Here is a 20,355-nt window from a genome sequence, read left to right as displayed (position 1 = left end):
TCAATCGGAGGAGAGCAAAATGAGAAATGGAAGCTTAAGAGCTTTTTTGACTAGCGCGGCAGTAGGCTTCTTTTGCGTTGTTGCAGCCCCGGTCTTCGCAGAGCAAAACGTTTTACGCGTCGTCATCGAATCGGACCCGCCCACGCTAGATCCGACGCAGTCAACGTCAGCTGTTGTGACGTACTTCGCGGACCTCGTATATGAGCCGCTGTTCGCGTACGACTCAAAGGGAAGTGTGCAGCCACAGCTTGTCCAGAACTATACCGTCAGCGAAGACCATCTCAAATATACGTTCACCTTGCGTGACGGCGCGACTTTTCACGATGGCAAGCCGGTTAAATCGGCCGACGTGATTGCGTCGCTGGAACGCTTCTTCTCAAAAGATTCGTCGGGTTCCGAGCTCAAAAAGCGTATCAAGGCGCTTCAAGCTTCCGATGATAAGTCTTTCACCTTGACGCTGTCGGAGCCATATGGATTCGTTTTGGACGTCTTGGCGAAACGCACGCCGACCATTCCCTACATATATCCAGCGTGGACAATCGCCGCGGGCACAGGCGTACCGATCAGCGATCACATTGGGAGCGGACCCTATATCTATGATCCCCAGGCTTCGCGCCCGGGTTCAGTTCTGACTTTGCGCCGGAATCCTCAGTACGCCGGGCGCGCTGAGCCGCAGGATCTGCTCGCCGGAAGCCGAAAAGGCGGATCTGATGTGATCGAACTTCATTCTATGCCAGATAGTCAGACGGCCGCAAACGCTCTGACTGCCGGTGAAGTCGATTTCATTTCCGACCTTGACCCGGATTTGGTTGAACAGCTGCAGACTACGCCCGGGATCGTCGTTGGTCCTTTCGATCCAAGGAGCGGCACCATTTTGTTGCGTTTCAACTCCTTGACTCGACCCTTCAACGACGCGAGAGCGCGGCGCGCGGTTGCGATGGTCACCGACCAGTCGCAGTATTTTCCGCTGGTAACCGCAAGACCTGAGGATGGAAAAGAATGCAAATCCATATTTACCTGTGACAGTCCCTACACGAACTTCGTTGGAAGCGACGTCATTGGAAATATGAACGTTGATGCTGCCAAAAAGCTTGTCAAAGAAAGCGGCTATGATGGCACGCCCATTGTTGTCCTTCAGCCAACTGACGTTCCAAACCTGAAGGCGGTCGCGCTGGTTGCGGCGCAGCAATTGCGTTCGATTGGTTTCAATGTGGAGGTTGCGGCTTCGGATTGGGCAACCTTGATCCAGCGTCGCGCGCTCAAAGTGCCGCAGTCTGAGGGGGGCTGGAATCTATTCGTAACTACCGCGACAGCTGACCAATTGGACTCGCCATCGAACTCACTGCCAGCGAATATGAATTGCGAAACCTCATGGGCTGGGTGGCCTTGTGACAAGGTAGCCGAAGACATTAAGTCGGCGTTTGAAAAGGCGACCAGTGTCGACGAGCGAAAAAAACTTGCGGCCGACTTTCAAGCCCGAATCTTGGAGGTCATGCCCTACGTGCCCGCCGGGCAATTCGTATCGCTTTCCGCGTGGAGCGACAAACTTCAAAATATCGCTAAGGGCCCAGGGGCACCCTTTTATGGCATCGTAAAAAAAGCTGATTGAGAGGCTCAAGCGATATGATGAATTTCGTTCTGACGAGGGTACTATCGGCACTGCCGATAGTTCCAATCGTGTCCGTAATCGTTTTTCTTTTAGTCCATGCGGGTGGGAGTGATCCCTCCCGAATACTAGCCGGAGACACAGCCAGCGAGGAAGCGATCGCGGCACTGCGTCACCACCTGGCGCTGGACCAGCCCCTCTTTCGACAGTTCGCGGTCTGGTTTGAAAGGCTGCTCCACGGAGATTTTGGCTCATCGATCTTTTACCAGCGCCCGATCATTGATTTGGTTTTGGACAGGGTTGGCGCAACACTCGCCCTCGCGGTCGGCGTTATCTTCCTTGCAGTTGCAGTTGGTGTACCTCTCGGCGCGGTAACGGCGATGTCTTTGGGAAGTCGGCTGGATAAGTCGCTGACAGCTATCGCGTCTCTGGGGTTCTCCCTGCCAATTTTTTTGGTCGCTTATGCACTCGTGTACATATTCGCCCTGAGACTGGGCTGGCTCCCAGTTCAAGGGTATATTTCCCCGGCCGATAGCATAGCAGGATTTTTACGATCCCTGATACTTCCCGTAATGACGCTGGGGCTGTTCTATATCTCACTCTTCGCTCGCGTCACCCGCGCTACCGTTTCTGAAATCCTGAGGCAAGACTATATAAAAACCGCCGCAGCAAAGGGAGCGACGCCCGGTAGGATATTGTTCGCACACGCTCTACGAGTCGCGGCTGCTCCGCTGCTAACTTTGACCGGCACGACATTCGCTGGGCTACTGGGCGGCCTGGTTGTCACGGAGAGCCTCTACAACATTCCTGGACTTGGGCGATTGGTTTCCGAGGCAATCCTCAAACGTGATTTCCCGATCATCCAAGGGCTCGTTCTCATAACCTCCGTTTTCTATGTTTCGTTCAATCTCGTGATTGATTTGCTTTGTGGATTTTTCGACCCGAGGGGAGCGAGATGATTAACTCAAATCAACGGTGGTACATTCAGCTTTTGCAAGATCCTCTGACAGCGTGCGCGCTCTTTTTCGTTCTGTTGTTTTGCCTAACGGCGATAGCGGCGCCCCTGATCGCGATTCACGATCCAGCGCTTCTCAACCCAACGTCAAGGCTAAGGCCACCATCGTGGGACAACTGGTTGGGAACCGACCAGCTGGGGCGAGACGTGTTCTCACGAGCGTTATACGGTGCTCGGGTCTCGCTTGCCATTGGCGCGATTTGCGGATTGGTCGTGCTCGTCACAGGAGCGATACTTGGGCTTCTCGCTGGTTATGTTCGCTGGCTAGACACAGTGATTATGGCCGTAATGGACGGTTTGATGGCTGTGCCTGCGGTATTGCTTGGGGTGGCGTCCCTGATGGCCATCGGAAGCAACACATTTGGGTTGATATTCGCTATCTCGCTGCCTTTTTTGCCTGAGATAACACGTTTGACACGCAGTCTGGCTCTTACCATACGAAACGAGCCATTTGTCGAGGCTGCGGTTATGGCCGGCACGGGTACTGCACGCATACTGTGGCGGCATATTCTGCCGAATGCAGTCGCGCCATTGATCGTGTTGACAAGCTACGTCGCAGCGTCTTCTATTATTGCCGAGGCAATACTCAGCTTTATTGGGATTGGTACGCCACCAGAACTCCCGAGCTGGGGCAACATGATCGCTGATGGACGAAATTCATTTCAGCGCGCGCCTTGGGTAATTTTTGTCCCAAGTACATTTCTCGCGCTCGTTGTCCTTGCAATCAACATTATTGGTGATCGGATGCGCGATGTGACAGATCCTCTCAGCCATGGAGGTCATTGATGTCTGTCCCTGATCCGGTACTTTCTATCCAGAATTTGACCATCACGCTACCTTTGAGCGGAGATCGCCGAGAGGCGGTCAAAGACCTATCCCTTGACGTCGCGCGGGGCGAAATAGTCTGCATCGTCGGCGAAAGCGGATCCGGAAAGTCCGTGACGGCTTCCACGATCATGAACCTACTGGCGCGTGGCCTTGTCGTCCAAACCGGAAAGATGTGGTACGGCGGGCGCGACCTTCTCGCACTGAATGTGCGTGATCGGCGGGAGCTTTCCGGAAAATCGATCGCGATGGTATTCCAGGAGCCCATGTCGGCGCTCAACCCGGTTCTGACTATCGGGTGGCAAATCGAAGAGGTTTTGAAAATACATGAGAGGACGTTGTCGGCGAGCCAGAGACGTTCGAAAGTTCTCGAAATTTTGGATGCGGTGCATCTGCCCGATCCGCAAGTGATTGCACGAGCCTACCCGAGCCAGATCTCAGGCGGGCAGCGGCAGCGGGTGATGATCGCAATGGCGATCATCTTAAAGCCAGACATCTTAATTGCTGATGAGCCGACTACGGCTCTAGACGTCACAACGCAGGCGCAAATCCTGCGACTGTTGGACGAACTGCGACGCGAGACAGGGATGGGCGTTCTCTTTGTTACCCATGATATCGGAGTGGTTCGCGATATCGCGGATCGGGTAATAGTTATGCGGGGCGGACGGGTGGTCGAGGCCGGCACAGCCAGCGATGTCCTCGACAATCCTAAAGAAGATTATAGTCGATTGCTGATAAATTCTATTCCGTCCGCCATTCCTCCAGAAGTGAAGCGGACATCATCGGATGACGTGCTGTTGACTGTACGGGGGGTGGACAAAAACTATAGGCGTGGTGTTTTCACCGTACACGAAACTAAAGCCGTCTGCGGTGTTAACCTGACAATAAAGCGTGGGGAGGTTGTGAGCATTGTCGGCGAGTCCGGGTCTGGTAAGAGCACGCTCGCCCGGATAATTGCAGGTCTCGTCCCGAGCAGCGCCGGCTCGGTAGAATTTAACCGCAGCCTTGAGGTCGTCCGAGGCGGCCCTTACCGCCAAGTGCAGATGGTGTTTCAGGACCCCAATCGTTCACTCAATCCGCGTATAATGATTGGATCGTCGCTTATGGAAGGTCCGATTAACATGGGCGTTTCCCGTGCTGAAGCATTGACGCGGGTTGAAGCTCTTATCGATCGGGTCGGCCTAGACCGACGCGCGCTCAGTCGCTATCCACACCAATTCAGTGGCGGTCAACGTCAACGAATCTGTATTGCGCGTGCCCTTGCGATGTCTCCCAGCCTTCTTGTCGCTGACGAGGCCGTCTCTGCTTTGGACGTGACGGTCCAGAAACAGGTACTCGATCTACTGGCCGAGCTTCGTGAGGAGCTTGAACTGAGCATACTATTCATTACCCACGACTTGCGGGTTGCAGCGCAGATAAGTGATCGAATCTGTGTAATGCAGCGCGGGAGGATCGTCGAGGAAGGAAGAACCACGCAAATATTCAGCCAGCCTTCGTCTGAGTATACCCGTCAACTTCTCAATGCGTTGCCCGGTCGGCTCAAAGCTTTCAACTGATTGTTTTGCGGGGAAGCGGCGTTGTTCGTGTGAGGACGCTCTGATGCCGACATGCGTCGATCACCGACGTCGCTTTCACAGAAAAACTTCCTGCTAAGCGCGCGCGAGACCCGCTTGGGGTCAAAAATAGGCCGGCTGGCCTAGTTGTGTACATGGCGGTCGTCGCAAGGGAAGGAGGACAACCTCTCAGCGTCAGCCACCAAGCACCTCAACGCTCAAAGCCCCGATCGCGCGTACGGGTCCCAGAAGTAGCCAACCAACATCTTCGACATTCGATCATCGCCAAGGTTACGTGCATGGCTGTCGCGGTCCATCAAGTTAGGGAAATGACACTTCAATCTCTATGGTGAGATGGAAAAATGGGCGGCTGTAAGAGCGCGGTGCAACAGATAGATGAAGACTGCATCTCGGCCCGTTTGAGAATACAGTAGCTTAATCTTCGATCGGAAAGGCAAATCCGGCTTTGACGCGGTCCATGACAACCATTGTTTTGAAACCTTTGATGTCATTGTTCTCGTAGAAGAAGCGCCGTGTGAACTGTTCGTAGTCTTCCATGTCTTTTGCTGTGACGACGAGGAGAAAATCCGCGTCGCCGGTCACGTAGTAGCCGATCATCACTTCGCGGGTGTTCTTGATTGCAGTCTTGAAGCGATCGATGATATCAGCCCTCTCTCGCTCAAGCGACACCAGAACGACGACGGTTACATGTCTGCCGACTGCCTTAGGGGACACGATTGAAATATCAGCCTCGATGACGCCCTCTGCCCGCAAGCGTTTGAGCCGGCGTTGGCAGGCAGTCGGTGAAAGATGCGCTCGTTCGGCCAATTCCTCCGACGTGAGCTTGTTGTTCTTTTGAACGGCGTTAAGAAGCGCGATGTCCGCGCGGTCGAGTTCCATGTCCGAGAAATCCTGCAGCCAGCGTTGATACTCGCAGAATTCCTGCATAGACGGCATCATATTCGCCGTCAATCTGCATCGATTTAGCATCAGATTGCCAGTGTCGAATATAGATGCGGGCGCCAGCGGAGCATATCGAGCTGCGTTTCTGTCCGCCGCTTCACATCATCGCGCTACGGAAGGGCTTGCAATGACCATCAACATCAAGGACATCGGCGAGAAGGACCGCAACTCGGTCCTGCATCCGTTCACGCAACTGAAGGACTTTGCCAGCGGCAAGCTTGGCGAGCCAACAATTGTTGAGACGGGAAAGGGTATCCGCATCCAGGACGCCCGCGGCAATCAGCTGATCGACGGCTTTGCCGGGCTTTACTGCGTCAATGTCGGTTATGGCCGCACCGAAGTAGCCGAGGCGATCTCACGCCAAGCTTACCGGCTTGCCTATTACCACTCTTATGCCGCTCACACGACCGATGAATTGGCGATCCTGTCAGACCGTCTGGTGAAGATGGCTCCGGGCAAGATGAGCAAGGTGTTCTACGGCATGTCCGGTTCGGACGCCAACGAGACCCAGGCCAAGCTCGTCTGGTACTACAACAATCTGCGCGGCAAGCCGACCAAGAAGAAGATCATCTCACGTGACCGCGGCTACCATGGCTGCAGCGTTGTCTCAGGTTCGATGACCGGCATGAGCTTCTACCACGACCATATGGACCTTCCCTTGCCGCAGATCAGCCATACCGGCGTGCCGCATCACTACTGGGGCGCCAATCCTGGCGAGACGGAGCGGGAATTCTCCACGCGCCGCGCTGCCGAGCTCGATCAACTCATCGAACGGCTTGGGCCCGACAATGTCGGTGGATTCATTGGTGAACCAGTTCTTGGCACTGGCGGCATCACACCGCCGCCGGAAGGTTATTGGGAGGCTATTCAGCTGGTGCTTAAGAAGCATGACGTCCTGCTGATCGCCGACGAAGTCATTACCGGTTTTGGCCGCACCGGTTCCATGTTCGGATCGCAGCATTATGGCATCGAGCCGGACTTGATCACGGTTGCCAAGGGCCTGACGTCTGCCTACTTTCCGCTCTCGGCTGCGATCGTCGGCGAGAAAGTCTACCAGGTGCTGGAAGACGGAGCCGACAGGGTCGGCGCTTTCTCGCACGGCTATACCTATTCCGGCCATCCGATTGGGGCGGCCGCTGCCAATGCTGTTCTCGACATCGTCGAACAGGAGAACCTGCCCGGCAACGCCCGCGAGGTGGGCGCCTATTTCCAGGCGCAGCTCAAGGAGAAGTTCGCTCAGCTGCCGATCGTCGGCGAGGTGCGTGGCGTGGGGCTGATGGGAGCAATCGAGTTCGTCGGGGACCGCGAAAGCAAGACCCGTTTCGATCCGTCGCTGAAGGTTGGTGCACGTGTCTCGAAGGCAGCGCGCGACGGCGGTCTGATCGCCCGCGCCATGCCGCATGGCGAGATCCTCGGCTTCGCACCTCCACTGGTCACCACTAAGGACGAGATCGACGAGATCGTCTCGATTGCCGAGAAGGCGGTGCGCTCGGTCATGGACGAACTGGTGCGCGACGGCCAGAAGATCTGACCCGTAGCGACTTGTGCTTTCCGGCCATCGCTGAACGGCCAGCCGCATTCAGATTGTCATTGTCAGCCACTCAAGTGGGCAGCGGGTGGAGGATCAAACTTCACCCTGCCCAAAGACCATAACCGCCGTTCATGCCGGCGCTTCATCAGGGAAAGGGAAGTTGGCCTATGACCGCTGCCAAACTTCATATCAAAGTGGGCTTGCCACCCGTATCGGTTTACAGCCCTTTTGACGGCTCTCTGATCGGATCGATCGAGTCAACGGACGCATCCGACGTCGACGAACTCATCGCTCGTGCTCGTCGCGGGGCCGAGCTCTCGCGTAACCTGCCGCGGCACAAGCGAGCAAGCATCCTCGAGGGAGCCGCGCAACTTATCGAGCGCCGCCGCGATGCCTTTGCCGAGACCATTGTGCGCGAAGCGGGAAAGACGATCGTTCAGGCACGTAAGGAAGTCAGTCGTTGCGTCAATACGCTGAAACTCTCAGCCGAGGAAGCAAAGCGCAACGCAGGCGAGATCGTCCCCTTCGATGCATTTGCTGGGTCAGAACAGCGCCAGGGTTGGTTCACACGGGAACCGCTCGGTATCATCACCGCTATCACCCCCTACAACGATCCTCTGAACCTGGTCGCACACAAGCTCGGCCCGGCAATCGCAGGGGGCAACGCCGTGTTGCTGAAGCCGTCGAATTTAACGCCGTTCTCCGCCATCAATCTCGTCGATGCCCTTTTGGAAGCTGGCCTGCCTGACGATGTCATCACCATCGCTCATGGTGACAGGGAGCTGGTCACTGCCTTGATCTCGTCCCACGATGTCCGCATGGTGTCGTTTACCGGTGGATTTGCCACCGGCGAAGCCATCAGCCGCGCGGCGGGGCTGAAGAAGCTGGCGATGGAATTGGGCGGCAATGCCCCCGTCATTGTAATGAATGACTGCAACTTCGATAAAGCGGTCGAGGGCTGCGTCTCCGGCGCGTTCTGGGCAGCAGGACAGAATTGCATCGGCGCCCAGCGCGTCCTCGTGCAGGCGGCTATATATGAGCGGTTTCGCGATGCCTTTGTCGCAAGGACCAAAAAACTTAAGGCCGGCGATCCGTTGCGTGACGACACCGATGTGGGTCCTATGATCTCGGCGGGATCGGCCGAACGCACTGAAACTTCTGTCAACGATGCGATAGCCGCTGGAGCCACCCTCCTCTGTGGTCATCGGCGCGAAGGATCACTTTACCATCCGACGGTGCTCGAAGGCACGCCCCGTACCTGCGGGCTATGGAGCGAGGAAGTCTTCGCGCCCGTTGTCATGCTGGCTCCGTTCGAGACCATAGACGAAGCCATTGAGATGGCCAATGATCCCGAATATAGTCTGCATGCCGGCATCTTCACCGCCGATCTCAGGGTCGCGCTGGACGCGGCAAACCGGGTTGAGGCAGGCGGCGTTATGATCAACGATAGCTCTGACTATCGCCTCGACGCCATGCCTTTCGGCGGCTTCAAATACGGCAGTATGGGCCGAGAGGGCGTTCGCTTCGCTTACGAGGACATGACCCAGCCAAAGGTCGTCTGCATTAATTGGGGGTGAACTAAAGGTCCTGTAAGCGCAGCTTTCGATAGCTCGCTTGTGGAGTTCTCATGATTTCCCGTGATTTCTGACGGCCTGCAACTTATGCTGGAAGATGCACCAATGCCATCATCTATAAGATCCTCTAATGAAGTATCTGGAGCGCAGGTATGCTTGAGCATGAATACACCCAATTGGGCGGTATCAGCCGCCTGAGCGTTGGCAGATGGCTGGGCATGATATCTGCCATGGTTTCGGCGGCCATTGTCTTCGTACTTTTGTGGTCCGTGAACCTCGCGCAAAGTATGGGGTTGCCGGTCAATCTTCCTCCCAGCTTATTGTCGTTGGTTGGAGCCGGCGTCGTCTTCAGCATACTTGCCTGGCTCTTGAACCGGCATGCGTGGCGCTGGCGGCTCATGCAGCTTGTCCTTCAGGTTCCCGACCTCAGTGGAGACTGGACATGCACGGGCAGGACGATAGAGACGAATTTAAATCCCGCTTACGATTGGACTGGAAAGGTCACTATCGTCCAGTCGTGGGACAAGATTCGTATCCGTTTGAAAACCGATACATCAGCCTCCAACAGTAAGAGCGCGGCACTTATCAAGGACGAGGCAGACGGCTGGCGGATATTTTACAACTACAGCAACGAGCCGAACATTGAGCAGACCGAACTTCGCACCCACAAAGGATTCGGCGAGATCCTGTTCAGCAAGGACCTGAGGAGTGGAGACGGCGAATACTTCAACGGTCATGGCAGGTACACGTTTGGAACAATGAAGCTGGAGAAGATCGACAATGGCTAGGGATATCGGCAAGCGTTTGAATCAACTCCATACCAGACGATCAGGGGTCGATAGGCTCGGGCGGCTCGCTCAGGATGCGGCGACCGAGATCCTGCAGAAAAGCTCTCGTGAAGAAAGTTGGCAGAAGCGGGCGAGGGATCAGCCTTATACCCGGTACTGTCTGGGAGCGATGCAGGAAGTCGACCAGGACTACACGCGAATAAGTGTGGAGACGGCCGAGCGCGTTGGTAAACAGTTGCTTGAGGGCCTCCAGGCTTCCAACATACCAGTCGAGTTTCGACTGCAAGGATCCGTGCCGCTCAATGTCCATATTCGAGGCGTCAGCGACGTCGACCTGTTGACGCTCGAAACCAGCTTCTTGCGATACGATTCCACCGGGCGGATGGCCCAGTCGGGTTTGTACTATCCTTCCAACAAATCGTCCTTGGAAGTTCTTTCCGCTCTGAGAAGTGAGTCGGAGAAGATTTTAAAGGCTAAGTACCCAGCAGCCACGGTGGATACCAGCGGGGGAAAGGCGATAGCGATTTCCGGTGGATCGCTGCCGCGGCCCGTCGATGTCGTGCCGTCACACTGGTACGATACCGCGGACTTTCAGGCTTCTGAGCTTCAACGCGATCGAGGCGTCTTCATCCTCGACAAGAAGGTGCCCACTGAACTGTCGAACTTTCCTTTCCGTCACATTCACGAGATCAATCAGCAGGACTTAGCGGCAGGAGCAGGGCTGAAGAAGGCCATCAGGCTTTGCAAGAATGTCAAGAACGACGCGATCGAGGACGGCAAGAAAATCGTCTTTCCCAGCTTCGATATCGCCAGCACAATGTATCATTGCGATCTCAACGGCCTAAGAGTGGGGACGTTTTACGAACTCGCCGTCCTCGCCGAAACGCAGCGTTTCCTTGATGAACTCTACCACAACTCCGAGAAGGCGAAATCGCTATTGGTGCCTGACGGATCCAGACGGATCTTTGACTCGGATGAGAAATACGAGGGGCTGCGGACGTTGTCGGTTGAGATGGACGACCTTGCGAAAGAGGTGGCGAAAGAACAAAGTATTCTGCTGAAGTACGGGGGCACCGATCCCTCTCTTGGAGATAGCCGCAGGGTTCTGAACGGAACTTATGTCGCTAGTTAGCCGGAAGCGGACGATGCCTGGCGGGATGCGCGAGCCTCCTGATAGCCGGCGACGTCATCCCGGACAACATTTGACTCGTTGGAGAACCCTAGTGGCACTTCGGGCTCGACACGGAGCCGGAGATCGCGCTTAACGACAGGGCCTGGACAAAGCTGCGAATCAAAAGCTTCGGATGCTCGGACACCATCGGGCCTATCCGGGCTTCTGGTATGTTGAGAGGAACCGGGCGGTTAATAGGTCGTCAGGCTTAGATTATTTCGCTGGACGTATCAGCGAGACTAAAAAGACTAGCGACACGGAAAAGCAATGGAGCTGGTGAAAGTTCCATAAAAAGGATGCACAACTATAGATTGTGCGAGGTAAGGGCATTTTTTGCTTAGTGCCAAAATGTAGCTGGATCAATGCCGTTTGATGATCCCAGCTTTGTTGAAGTGTTCTATTTCTGCAAAGTTGGAATGTCACACCCCCCGCGTTTGGTCCGAGATGACGGCCTCACGTTCGCAACGATCTAGATGCGCTTCGAGCGCGGCCCTGCAACCGGGACCTGCGATGGCATTCTTCTTGACGTGGCCAACCTCGCGCTCGCACTTGCCCTGGCCGATGGCACGCCACCACCCGCACCGTCAGCTTCTCCCGCAGATAGAGCCGGAAAGTTCTTGTGGTTCACAATGTGCTCTCGCGTTTGAGCAGCACACGAGTGCGTCAGTGAATGTGAAGTGCCCCCCGATTTTGGGCCAGCAGAAGCTGGAATTTTCCGGGGTTATGGCTCAGCTCGGCGGGGGTGCCGATGAGCCGTTCATAAGCGAAATCGGCACCTTGTTGCCGATGGCGCTATGTGGCCTCTCCTCCATCTTTTGGTGGGCATCGACAAAGGGTCGTCTGGAATGAGCCATACACCCCACACGGGTCGCTCCATTCAGTGTGCGCCAAGCGGATAGCCATTAAGCGTGTTGATCATGCCAAAGCTTACTCATCACAGAAGGTGCGGCGAAATTCGCGCTGACAAACTTCGGCGAGGCACAATCATCGTCGTCATTGGAGGGAAGGAGGCAAACCTTTTTGACAAGGTTAAAGCAGATCAGGAGGATGATCTAATGCCGATCCTCTTTAATCAGGACTGATGCGCCCATCGCCGTAACTTGGCCCGCGATGTTGAGCGGAAGGCACGCGCTCCCTTAGATCGTCCTGCGATAACCTTTGTCAGCTCTGACTTCTTCATGAATTTATACCTTTAGCGCCCTACAGCGTGAACCTGGATCGCTGAGTTGTTGCCATGAACGGGATGGTGCCAGGGAAGGAGAACATCTCGCCAGTGGCAATCAACCAGCAGCTCTACGCGGTACAACGCATCTCGTATTGCAAAATAATGTTCAATATTGCATATTGATTATGTCGTCGTGTTTGTCGCGCGACCCTAGGTTGCTTTTGAGGGTAGTTATGAAAGTTGCTGTACTTGGTGCCGGAATCGTTGGTAGTGCGACGGCCTATATGCTCGCCAGAGATGGTCACGAGGTCACCATTATTGATCGCTGCGACAGGCCTGGCATGGAAACGAGCTTTGCCAATGGCGGTCTGATGACGCCTAGCGACTCCAGCCCCTGGAACTCACCTGGAACCATCAAACGGCTTGGTAAGATGCTTTTTGACAGCAACTCTACGTTAAAAATCAACCCAAGTGCCATCCCATCGATTATCGGCTGGGGGCTAAAATTTCTCTCGAACTCAACCCACAAGAGGCATAAAGCCAATATGGTTTCGAACATCAGGATCGCGAGCCTGAGTTTAGAAACGCTGCGCAGCATTCGCCAGAATTCTACCCTGCATTATGACCAGACCACGCGCGGGACGATGAGGGTCTTCCCTCGAGGTGGCCGCATGTCGGAGTTCGTGCAGATGTGCCGCGAGATGCAGGGGTGGGGTGTCAAATTCGACGTTCTTGATCAGGAACAAATTCTGGAGAAAGAGCCGTGTTTGAAGGACGTGATCGATCGCTACATCGGTGCGGTATACTTTCCAGATGACGAAAGCGGCGATGCCCATAAGTTTACGAATGAAATGGCTCGCCTCGCTAAGGAACTGGGGGCTCAGTTTTTGATGAGAGCTAACATATTGGAAATAGTCAAACAGTCCTCTTCGCGGATCTCCCACCTCAAAACGTCCGTCGGAGAAATTCATGCCGATGCGTACGTACTCTCTCTTGGTAGCTACAGCCCCATATTTGCCCGCCCCCTCGGTATTCAGCTGCCGATCGTGCCCGTGAAAGGCTATTCCGTGACCTTGCCTCTAAACGGATGGAAGGGAGGGCCGACACGTCCGGTCATGGACGACGGCTACCATGCAATGATGGTCCCGATGGGAGATCGCTTGCGCATGGGTGGGAAAGCAGAATTCGCTCAATATAATACGAAAATCGATCCCAATGAAGGCCGACGCGTCCTCGACGACATTCTCAGGATTTTGCCGTCCATGGCTGCGCACGTCGACGTCAGCTCGGCTTTGACTTGGTCAGGATTACGCCCGATGACGCCCGATGGACCTCCGATCGTAGGTCCGACGCCATATGAAAACCTTTTCCTCAACACTGGCCATGGCCCGCTTGGATGGACGATGTCGTGCGGTTCAGCGAAAATTACAGCAGAACTTGTAACGCATGGACGGGTTTTGAGCAACAGCGTCGACCCCAGGGACTATATGTTGAGGCAAGTTCGTCGCTCGGACCGTTCCGCTGTCTCTTTGGCCCAGAATGGGCTCGTAAGCTAGCGTTTGGCGGAACGTGACCACGGGTGGTCAGCTACGAATTACAGTAAGCGAGTGCCGCCCGCACGGGCCGGTCACAAGCGTTGGGCAACGTCGCAGCCTTATTTGAGCATACATGCTCAAAATTGCGCGATGGCGTGGCTAAAATTCTGTCCTCTGGGAGAGAACGTACCTCCGCCAAATCAACACACGGCAATCCGACCCGAATTCGCCTGGATTTGCCGTGTTTTGTTACGAAGATGATTGAAATCCTAGGCGGGAGTCTGCGCAATCTAATCCTGATCCTGTGCTTGAGCCTTCCTGCGTATGCTGAGTGTTCGGTCGAAAGTGGGGGCGGTTCAAATCAATAGAGCCAAATACGCTCACCGGGGAAGCGACTTCGGTGGGGCATTGCCAAAGCGATGAATTCGTCGTCGCCCATATAGTGCGATTGAAACGATTTCGCACAATGTATGGCTAGTCCAAGACCTTGCAATCTTCTGCTTTCCACGAAACCGTCACCGGTGTTCCGCCGGCAAAGTGAGCCTGCCCCCGGTTCTGCCGCTTCACGGTAATGGTCTCATCACCACAGCGGACCAGGTACCGCGTCATTTCGCCGAGGAACAATGCGTTTTCGACCACGCCGTCGAGCGCGTTGGGCAAATCCGCTCCCACCGAACGAAAGTCGATCTCGACGTGTTCCGGACGAACAAACATCCAGCCGTGATCGCCGTCAATCTGCCCAGACAACTGCGCCGCCCCTGGTGTGTTGCCTGCCAGGGTAACCCTGCCTGCTCCGTTTTCGATCACGTCGACGCGACATGGAATCATGTTGGATTCGCCGACGAATGATGCGACGAACCGGTTTCTCGGCCTGCCGTAGAGCGTCTTGCTATCGTCCACCTGAACGAGTCGGCCTTCGTTGATAACTGCGATCCGATCCGACATGGTCAGCGCTTCATCCTGGTCATGGGTCACGAAGACAACCGTCATATTCAGTTCCTTCTGAATACGCATGATCTCAATCTTCATGTGCTCCCGGAGATTACGATCAAGCGCGCCGAGAGGCTCGTCCATTAGCAGAATGCTTGGATTGAATGCGATGGCTCGTGCCAGTGCGATGCGCTGCTGCTGGCCACCGGAAAGTTGGTTGGGATAGCGGCCGCTATACTGTTCCATCTTGACCAGTCGCAAAGCGCGCGCCACGCTGCTCTCAATTTCCGCTCGTGTGGACCTGCGAACTGTGAGGGGAAACGCGACATTCTCCGCGACCGTCATGTGAGGAAACAGCGCATAGTTTTGAAACACCATCCCGATGCCGCGCTCATAGGCGGGAAGATCCACGATGGAACGGCTTCCCAGAAAAATGTCTCCTGACGTCGGCGTTTCGAACCCTGCTATCATCTTCAATGCCGTTGTCTTCCCAGAACCTGATGGTCCGAGAAAGGTCACAAACTCGCCTGGCTGGACTTGAAGATTGAAGTCCTTCACAACCTGAAGCGGGCCGTAGAACTTTTGGATGTTTTTCATTTCAAGGCTTGTAGACATTTTTCGCCTCCGGTCATTCGGCAATATTGTTAGAGGTGCGCGTGTTATGACGCTCCCGGATGAACTGCACTGCAATGATTGATCCCGTCACAAGAACAACAATCAAGGTCGAGGCCGTGCTCAGCAACGGATCAACCTGGTAGGCAATGTCGCCCCAGAACTTGATGGGCAACGTTGGTGTTTGCCGTCCCAGCAGAAAAATGCCGACAAGGAGTTCGTCGAAGGATGTCAGGAAAGCCAACAGTCCCGCCGTAAGGAGAGCAGGTTTGAGAATGGGTAGCGTGACAAGTCGAAGTGTTTGTAATGGACGAGCTCCGTGCACTGCAGCTGCTGGCTCTAGGGACTGGTCAAAATTTCTCAGCGCCGCAGCCATGACCACGATGACGTAGGGCACGGCGAGCAGGACGTGCCCCATAACCAGCCCGCCGAAGGTGCCGAGTATGTGTAGCTTTGCTTCGAAGACGTATAGCGAGGTTGCGATAATGACCACTGGCACCATCAAGGGGGAAAGCGCAAACAGGAATAGCGCTTTCTTGAATAGAAACTTTGTCCGCACCAGCCAAAACGCGCCCATCGTGCCTATGATCGTCGCAACGCAGGCGGCAGCGATACCCAATTGAACCGAAAAGAAGAACGACTGGTGCCATTCTGTAGCACTCGCCAGCTTTTCCCACCAACGCAGCGAAAATCCTGGGGGCGGAAAGACGACGAATGAAGACGAACTGAAAGACAGCACCACGACGACAATCAACGGCGCCGTCAAGAAAAAGAGTATGAGGATCGTGTATACCCACAACCAACGGGAATTACGGGTGAGGATGGGTTTTGTGAGAAAATGCACCGATGCCTCGACAGTGTAGAGAAGAGGACCGATCGATCGTTTCACTTTCTTGAGCAGCCGTGCCGCAGCGCGTGGTTCTTCATCGGTGAGGGTGACTGTTGACGATGACCATATCATTTCCAGCGGGATAAACAGGCTCGCAACGAAGAGAATGGCGATTGTCACCATGAGCAGCACGATGGACGAAGCATATCCGAGTTCGAAGTTCAACAGCGTTGTCATCTGCGCGACAATCAGTTGTGAGATCATTGTGTCACTCGGGCCGCCCAACAGGGCAGGGGTGATGTAGAATCCGATGGCGGAAATGAAGATCAGGACACCTGCAGAAAAGATACCCGGTAATGTCAGTGGGAAATAAACGCGCAGGAATGCCTGTACCGGCTTTGCCCCCAGTATCTGGGCGGCTCTGGCAACATCATGGTCAATGCGCACCATTGACGAATACATTGTGAAAATGGCGGTCGGGATGAAGACATGGGCCATACCAACGACCACAGCAAAAGTGGTGTTGAGCAGGGTCAAGGGTTCATTGATTAAACCCGCCCAAATCAGCGCGTTGTTTATGATACCTTCGCGACCAAGTATGATCATCCAGGCGTAGGTTCTAATTAGGAAAGCAGTGAAAAGCGGAATCAGCAGGAAAATACTGACGGTGGACAATGAACGTGACTTAAGCTTGGTCAGTAGATAAGCGACCGGGTATCCGGCAGCGAGGGATACGACTGTCACGATCAACCCGATCCGAAGGGTATAAAACAGTATGTTCAAGTTCGTCTCGCTCGAAAAAACGCGAGCGTAGTGACTGAAGTTGAATTTCGCTCCTTCGAAACTGCCCCAAACGATATAGGACAGCGGAATCGCAAGAAAGCCGATCAGGAGGATGAGGAGCGGACCCGAAACCAGAGCTCCTCTAATCCAGCGATTTTCTAACAGGGAGTTCATGACGGTTAGCCTCTTTGCCAGGCGCTTTATACCCGTGCCGCTCGCGCTTTCCTGTACTACATTCATAACTTTCACTCCGTCGCTGCTCCGAATGCAGCGCTAATAATTCCCGCTCGGGGCATTTTTCACCCGCAATAGGTTTCCCGACTGCGGCCAGCCCCAACGAGCAGAAAACGGCTTGGAAGGACCACTATTACGCGTTGGCCTCATAAGCCTTTTCTTCTGACGGCATCTAATTCAAGAAATCTTCAGAAGTTGGAGGGCTTCCACGCAGGTCGCGATGTCCCAAACACCAGCTTCATTCCTGTTCCCGTTTCTTTGCGGTTTGGCCAAAACGTTCGTCACGTCCTAAGCCGCGTATATTGTTATACAATATCATATATTGGAAAAGCGGGAACGTCAATGCGTTTTTGGTTCCGCCGTCTTTGGTAGATTGTCGGAGGCAATCGCTTAAATCAAAGATCCTCACCCTTGCGCCCAACTATTTCGCGATGGGCTCGGGCCTTCTGGATCGATGCGGCAGGACGATGGTGTGAGGATGAAGGCGTTTTGCGGCTCTACGCCCGGACGCGTTTGCAACCATTTGCGGCTCTTTCGCCATCTTTTTTTAAGAATTCCGGTATCGGCAGCCACACGGACCCAATCCTGCCGCTAGACTAGCAAACTGGGTGTTGAGGATCGTCGTGGGGAGGCTAAGCGTATTGGGACTGGCCATAGATATAGCCAATCTTGCGGAACACTATTTTGCGTGCGCCTCTTCAACAATGGTCAACAGAGCTTCACCTTTGCGGATGGAAGGGTGAGTAATACGCCAAAGGACGAATCCCGTCGCCGGAGCAAACACCTCGTCCAGGACATCTCCAAATACGTCGCGCACTGAGCCGAGACGCTGCCCTTGCCTCACGATGGATCCCGGCTCGACTTCTGCATGAAAATCCCCATCGCTCGGACATTCAACCCAGATGTAGCTGTCGCATAATGAGCGTCCATTGGTGGCCGATGACGGTTGGGAATCTATAATTCCGAGCAACCGGGCTACGTTCAATACTCCCTCGACATGAAAGGAAATATCGGCCTCGCTCAAAAGACCATTCGACCCGGCCTCGGTCATTATGGCGATCTGCTTGCGCAAAGCGCACGCTGTCGGAGGTCGACCCGGTTTCTTCATATATTCCGGGCCAAGGGCAAGCACGATCTCACTGTTGAAGCACATTGCAACGTTGCATGCCGCGGCGTCGAATTCATCATCACCCGTGCGCTGGAAAATGGTGAACCAGGATACCTTCTCTTTCAGATCCCCTCCATGCATGTCGATGTAGCAGTCTGCGCCCTTGACCCACTCGTTGAGGACGGCGTCGCAGAGGACTTCGGAAAAGGTCCCGTCGGTTCGACCGGGGAACGTATGGTTGATGTTCTTGCCGTCGACGGGGCACACGTACTCGCTATATTTGTGGATGGCTGGCTGATTGATGACGGGTACAATTGACACTGACCCCTTCATCTTTTCGGGCTCGAAAAGCCTCTGAAGCCGTATGGACGCCTCGATGCTAGATACTTCATTGACATGCACTCCGGCAGACACACAAAGCCGGGGGCCAGGTTGCGTTCCTCGGATTTCGCATAACGGCCAAGTATAATCCCCCAAGACCTCGTTGTCGAAGCGGAATGTTCCTCGGAATACGCCTTCTTCACCGTATCTGCAGCTATTCTCTTGAGCGGTTATCTTCATTTATGATCTCAACGTGATTTTCGGAACCGCCGCCATAGGCCATGTTCGCCCCTCAATTTTATTGCATAATAATATCATATATTGTAGATTGCCGATGTCAAGGGAAGCTGCATGGCTCCCGTTCACAGTGACGACTATGCCGAGGATCAGCGCGGGGCTTCAGCCTTTACACGCGCATTGAATAGCAATATGCACTACCGCATTCCATTTTTAGTTTGAGAGGCACGATGCTTGATCGCGGCGGTAAGGGCAAGAGCGGAGTCAATCCACCTGCTTCGTTCGAAAAGACCAACGTGGACGAGCGTCTTTATCTTGGCACCATCGAAAAGGGGATGCTCGTACTAGACACGTTTTGCTCAAATCCGCGCCCAATGACATTGGCTGAAGTCTCCGAGGCTTCCGGCTTGAACAAAAGTGCGACCCAGCGCGTGCTCTACACTTTGCGGGCGCTCCGGTATCTGACCCATAGTGAAACTACTCGGCAGTATTCACTTTCTGTCAGAGCCATGGACATTGGCAACGCGTATTTGCGAAGCAATCCGATCGTGGAAGCGACATTTCCTTATTTGCTTGAGGCGAACAAGCGTTCACAGGAGACGGCCAATCTGACGGAACTCGATGGTTCTGACATCGTGTTCATCTCACGTGTGCCGAGTAGAAGCGTGATGAGTTCATATGTCACGATTGGGACGCGTCTTCCTGCTTTTGCGACCGCGCCAGGTCGTGCGATCCTCGCAAACTTGGACCCGAGCGTAGCAAGCGAGATCCTCAAAGCACCTTCCTTCGACGCTCTAACTCCCTTTACGATCCAAGACCGCCCGAAGTTGCTCGATGAGCTGGATAATGTGCGCAAGAAGGGGTTTGCCATCGCAAACCAAGAGGCAATACTCGGCGACATTTCAATCGCTGCACCGATTTTCGGGTATGATAACAGAGTGGTCGCAGCGGTTAACATCGCAGTTTCCACCGCTAACTGGACCATTGAACGAGTCGAAGCTGAACTCAGTCCGATTACCGTCGAGATTGCTAGACAGATGTCCAAGGTAGCGTCGCAGTACCGGCGAGCCTGAAGCCGCCACCCTGAGGAGGGCGTGGCGCGAGCACACTTTCCGGCAAGTTGTCATGCTCGGAATCTTCTGCCGGAGGAGCATATCTCAGGCGTCGTTCCAGAAGGCTTCTACGTCCATACTGTTATCGGTTTTTTGAGGACGTATTGGATAACGTTTGCGACAATAGACGGTTTGACCGATAGAACTAGCGGATTGGCGATCGAATTCGCAAGTGACCGCAGGGCCAATCCTCGACGACGTTCAAACACTGAGAATTTGTGCCTGCCATCTACCCACCTCCGGGAAATTCGCGCCTACCGCCAGCCAGCACCATACGTGTCGGGTTGGCGTAACCGCGCTCCCGCTCCCGCAAAATCCTTTCTTATATCGATTCCAAGCGACCTATGCACCGGATGATCGTTGCCGTCTCTCGTTTCCCGGTCGCTGAAACGCGAGGAATGACCGGGTCACATTCCAGCGACCTGCTTAAACACGCTTGACTTCACGAACAGGTTCGTCACAT

General features: G+C 54.5%; 14 protein-coding genes and 2 pseudogenes. 11 read left to right on the top strand and 5 right to left on the bottom strand.

Going from position 1 to position 20,355, the window contains the following annotated elements; all coding sequences use genetic code 11:
- The first annotated feature begins 19 nt into the window (after positions 1 to 19).
- From HJB89_RS21940 to HJB89_RS21925, 4 genes are all read left to right on the top strand, one after another.
- The gene (locus HJB89_RS21940) at positions 20 to 1,609 is read left to right on the top strand and encodes an ABC transporter substrate-binding protein (protein ID WP_018517595.1); all 1,590 of its coding nucleotides are present in this window, start codon (positions 20 to 22) and stop codon (positions 1,607 to 1,609) included.
- A gap of 14 nt (positions 1,610 to 1,623) precedes the next feature.
- A complete protein-coding gene (locus HJB89_RS21935; RefSeq protein WP_018517596.1) occupies positions 1,624 to 2,565 on the top strand; it encodes an ABC transporter permease in 942 nt (313 codons plus the stop codon).
- A gap of 269 nt (positions 2,566 to 2,834) precedes the next feature.
- On the top strand, positions 2,835 to 3,407 hold the full coding sequence (locus HJB89_RS21930) for an ABC transporter permease (protein WP_240604660.1): 573 nt from the start codon (positions 2,835 to 2,837) through the stop codon (positions 3,405 to 3,407).
- Positions 3,407 to 5,002: an ABC transporter ATP-binding protein gene (locus tag HJB89_RS21925; protein ID WP_018517598.1), complete on the top strand. Its 1,596-nt coding sequence runs from the start codon at positions 3,407 to 3,409 to the stop codon at positions 5,000 to 5,002. The genes HJB89_RS21930 and HJB89_RS21925 overlap by 1 nt, the downstream gene beginning before the upstream one ends.
- Before the next feature lie 432 nt (positions 5,003 to 5,434).
- On the opposite strand, the gene HJB89_RS21920 is transcribed toward HJB89_RS21925, so the two are convergent.
- On the bottom strand, positions 5,435 to 5,899 hold the full coding sequence (locus tag HJB89_RS21920) for an Lrp/AsnC family transcriptional regulator (RefSeq protein ID WP_032990421.1): 465 nt from the start codon (positions 5,897 to 5,899) through the stop codon (positions 5,435 to 5,437).
- Between the two features lie 190 nt (positions 5,900 to 6,089).
- Between HJB89_RS21920 and HJB89_RS21915 the strand changes: the two genes are divergently transcribed.
- The 5 genes and pseudogenes from HJB89_RS21915 to HJB89_RS33825 form a co-directional block, all read left to right on the top strand.
- Positions 6,090 to 7,493, top strand: a complete 1,404-nt coding sequence (locus tag HJB89_RS21915; protein ID WP_018517533.1) for an aspartate aminotransferase family protein — start codon at positions 6,090 to 6,092, stop codon at positions 7,491 to 7,493.
- A gap of 167 nt (positions 7,494 to 7,660) precedes the next feature.
- On the top strand, positions 7,661 to 9,070 hold the full coding sequence (locus HJB89_RS21910) for an aldehyde dehydrogenase family protein (RefSeq protein ID WP_018517532.1): 1,410 nt from the start codon (positions 7,661 to 7,663) through the stop codon (positions 9,068 to 9,070).
- A gap of 149 nt (positions 9,071 to 9,219) precedes the next feature.
- Positions 9,220 to 9,855 (top strand): hypothetical protein, encoded by a 636-nt coding sequence (locus HJB89_RS21905; RefSeq protein WP_018517531.1) that lies wholly within the window; start codon positions 9,220 to 9,222, stop codon positions 9,853 to 9,855.
- Positions 9,848 to 10,987, top strand: coding sequence for a hypothetical protein (locus tag HJB89_RS21900; protein WP_018517530.1), 1,140 nt, complete (start codon positions 9,848 to 9,850; stop codon positions 10,985 to 10,987). The genes HJB89_RS21905 and HJB89_RS21900 overlap by 8 nt, the downstream gene beginning before the upstream one ends.
- A gap of 92 nt (positions 10,988 to 11,079) precedes the next feature.
- A pseudogene (locus HJB89_RS33825) lies at positions 11,080 to 11,207 on the top strand (MBL fold metallo-hydrolase); the annotation flags it as partial.
- Between the two features lie 619 nt (positions 11,208 to 11,826).
- Here HJB89_RS33825 and HJB89_RS33820 read toward each other — a convergent pair.
- Positions 11,827 to 11,922, bottom strand: a pseudogene (locus HJB89_RS33820) (transposase); the annotation flags it as partial.
- Positions 11,923 to 12,424: 502 nt separating this feature from the next.
- On the opposite strand from HJB89_RS33820, the gene HJB89_RS21890 reads away from it, so the two are divergent.
- A complete protein-coding gene (locus tag HJB89_RS21890) occupies positions 12,425 to 13,747 on the top strand; it encodes a D-amino acid dehydrogenase (protein ID WP_018517527.1) in 1,323 nt (440 codons plus the stop codon).
- Positions 13,748 to 14,200: 453 nt separating this feature from the next.
- On the opposite strand, the gene HJB89_RS21885 is transcribed toward HJB89_RS21890, so the two are convergent.
- The 3 genes from HJB89_RS21885 to HJB89_RS21875 all read right to left on the bottom strand — a co-directional run bounded on the left by HJB89_RS21885 (position 14,201) and on the right by HJB89_RS21875 (position 18,783).
- Entirely contained in the window at positions 14,201 to 15,271 is a 1,071-nt protein-coding gene (locus HJB89_RS21885; RefSeq protein ID WP_018517526.1) for an ABC transporter ATP-binding protein, read from the bottom strand.
- 13 nt (positions 15,272 to 15,284) lie between these two features.
- A complete protein-coding gene (locus tag HJB89_RS21880) occupies positions 15,285 to 17,120 on the bottom strand; it encodes an ABC transporter permease subunit (RefSeq protein ID WP_018517525.1) in 1,836 nt (611 codons plus the stop codon).
- A 673-nt stretch (positions 17,121 to 17,793) separates the two neighbouring features.
- Positions 17,794 to 18,783, bottom strand: a complete 990-nt coding sequence (locus HJB89_RS21875) for a succinylglutamate desuccinylase/aspartoacylase family protein (protein ID WP_018517524.1) — start codon at positions 18,781 to 18,783, stop codon at positions 17,794 to 17,796.
- Positions 18,784 to 19,010: 227 nt separating this feature from the next.
- Between HJB89_RS21875 and HJB89_RS21870 the strand changes: the two genes are divergently transcribed.
- Entirely contained in the window at positions 19,011 to 19,853 is an 843-nt protein-coding gene (locus HJB89_RS21870) for an IclR family transcriptional regulator (RefSeq protein WP_018517523.1), read from the top strand.
- Positions 19,854 to 20,355: the final 502 nt, after the last annotated feature.

The sequence above is a fragment of the Rhizobium sp. NZLR8 genome, from assembly GCF_019685025.1.
GTDB lineage: Bacteria > Pseudomonadota > Alphaproteobacteria > Rhizobiales > Rhizobiaceae > Rhizobium.
This window is presented reverse-complemented; position numbering and strand designations above follow the sequence as displayed.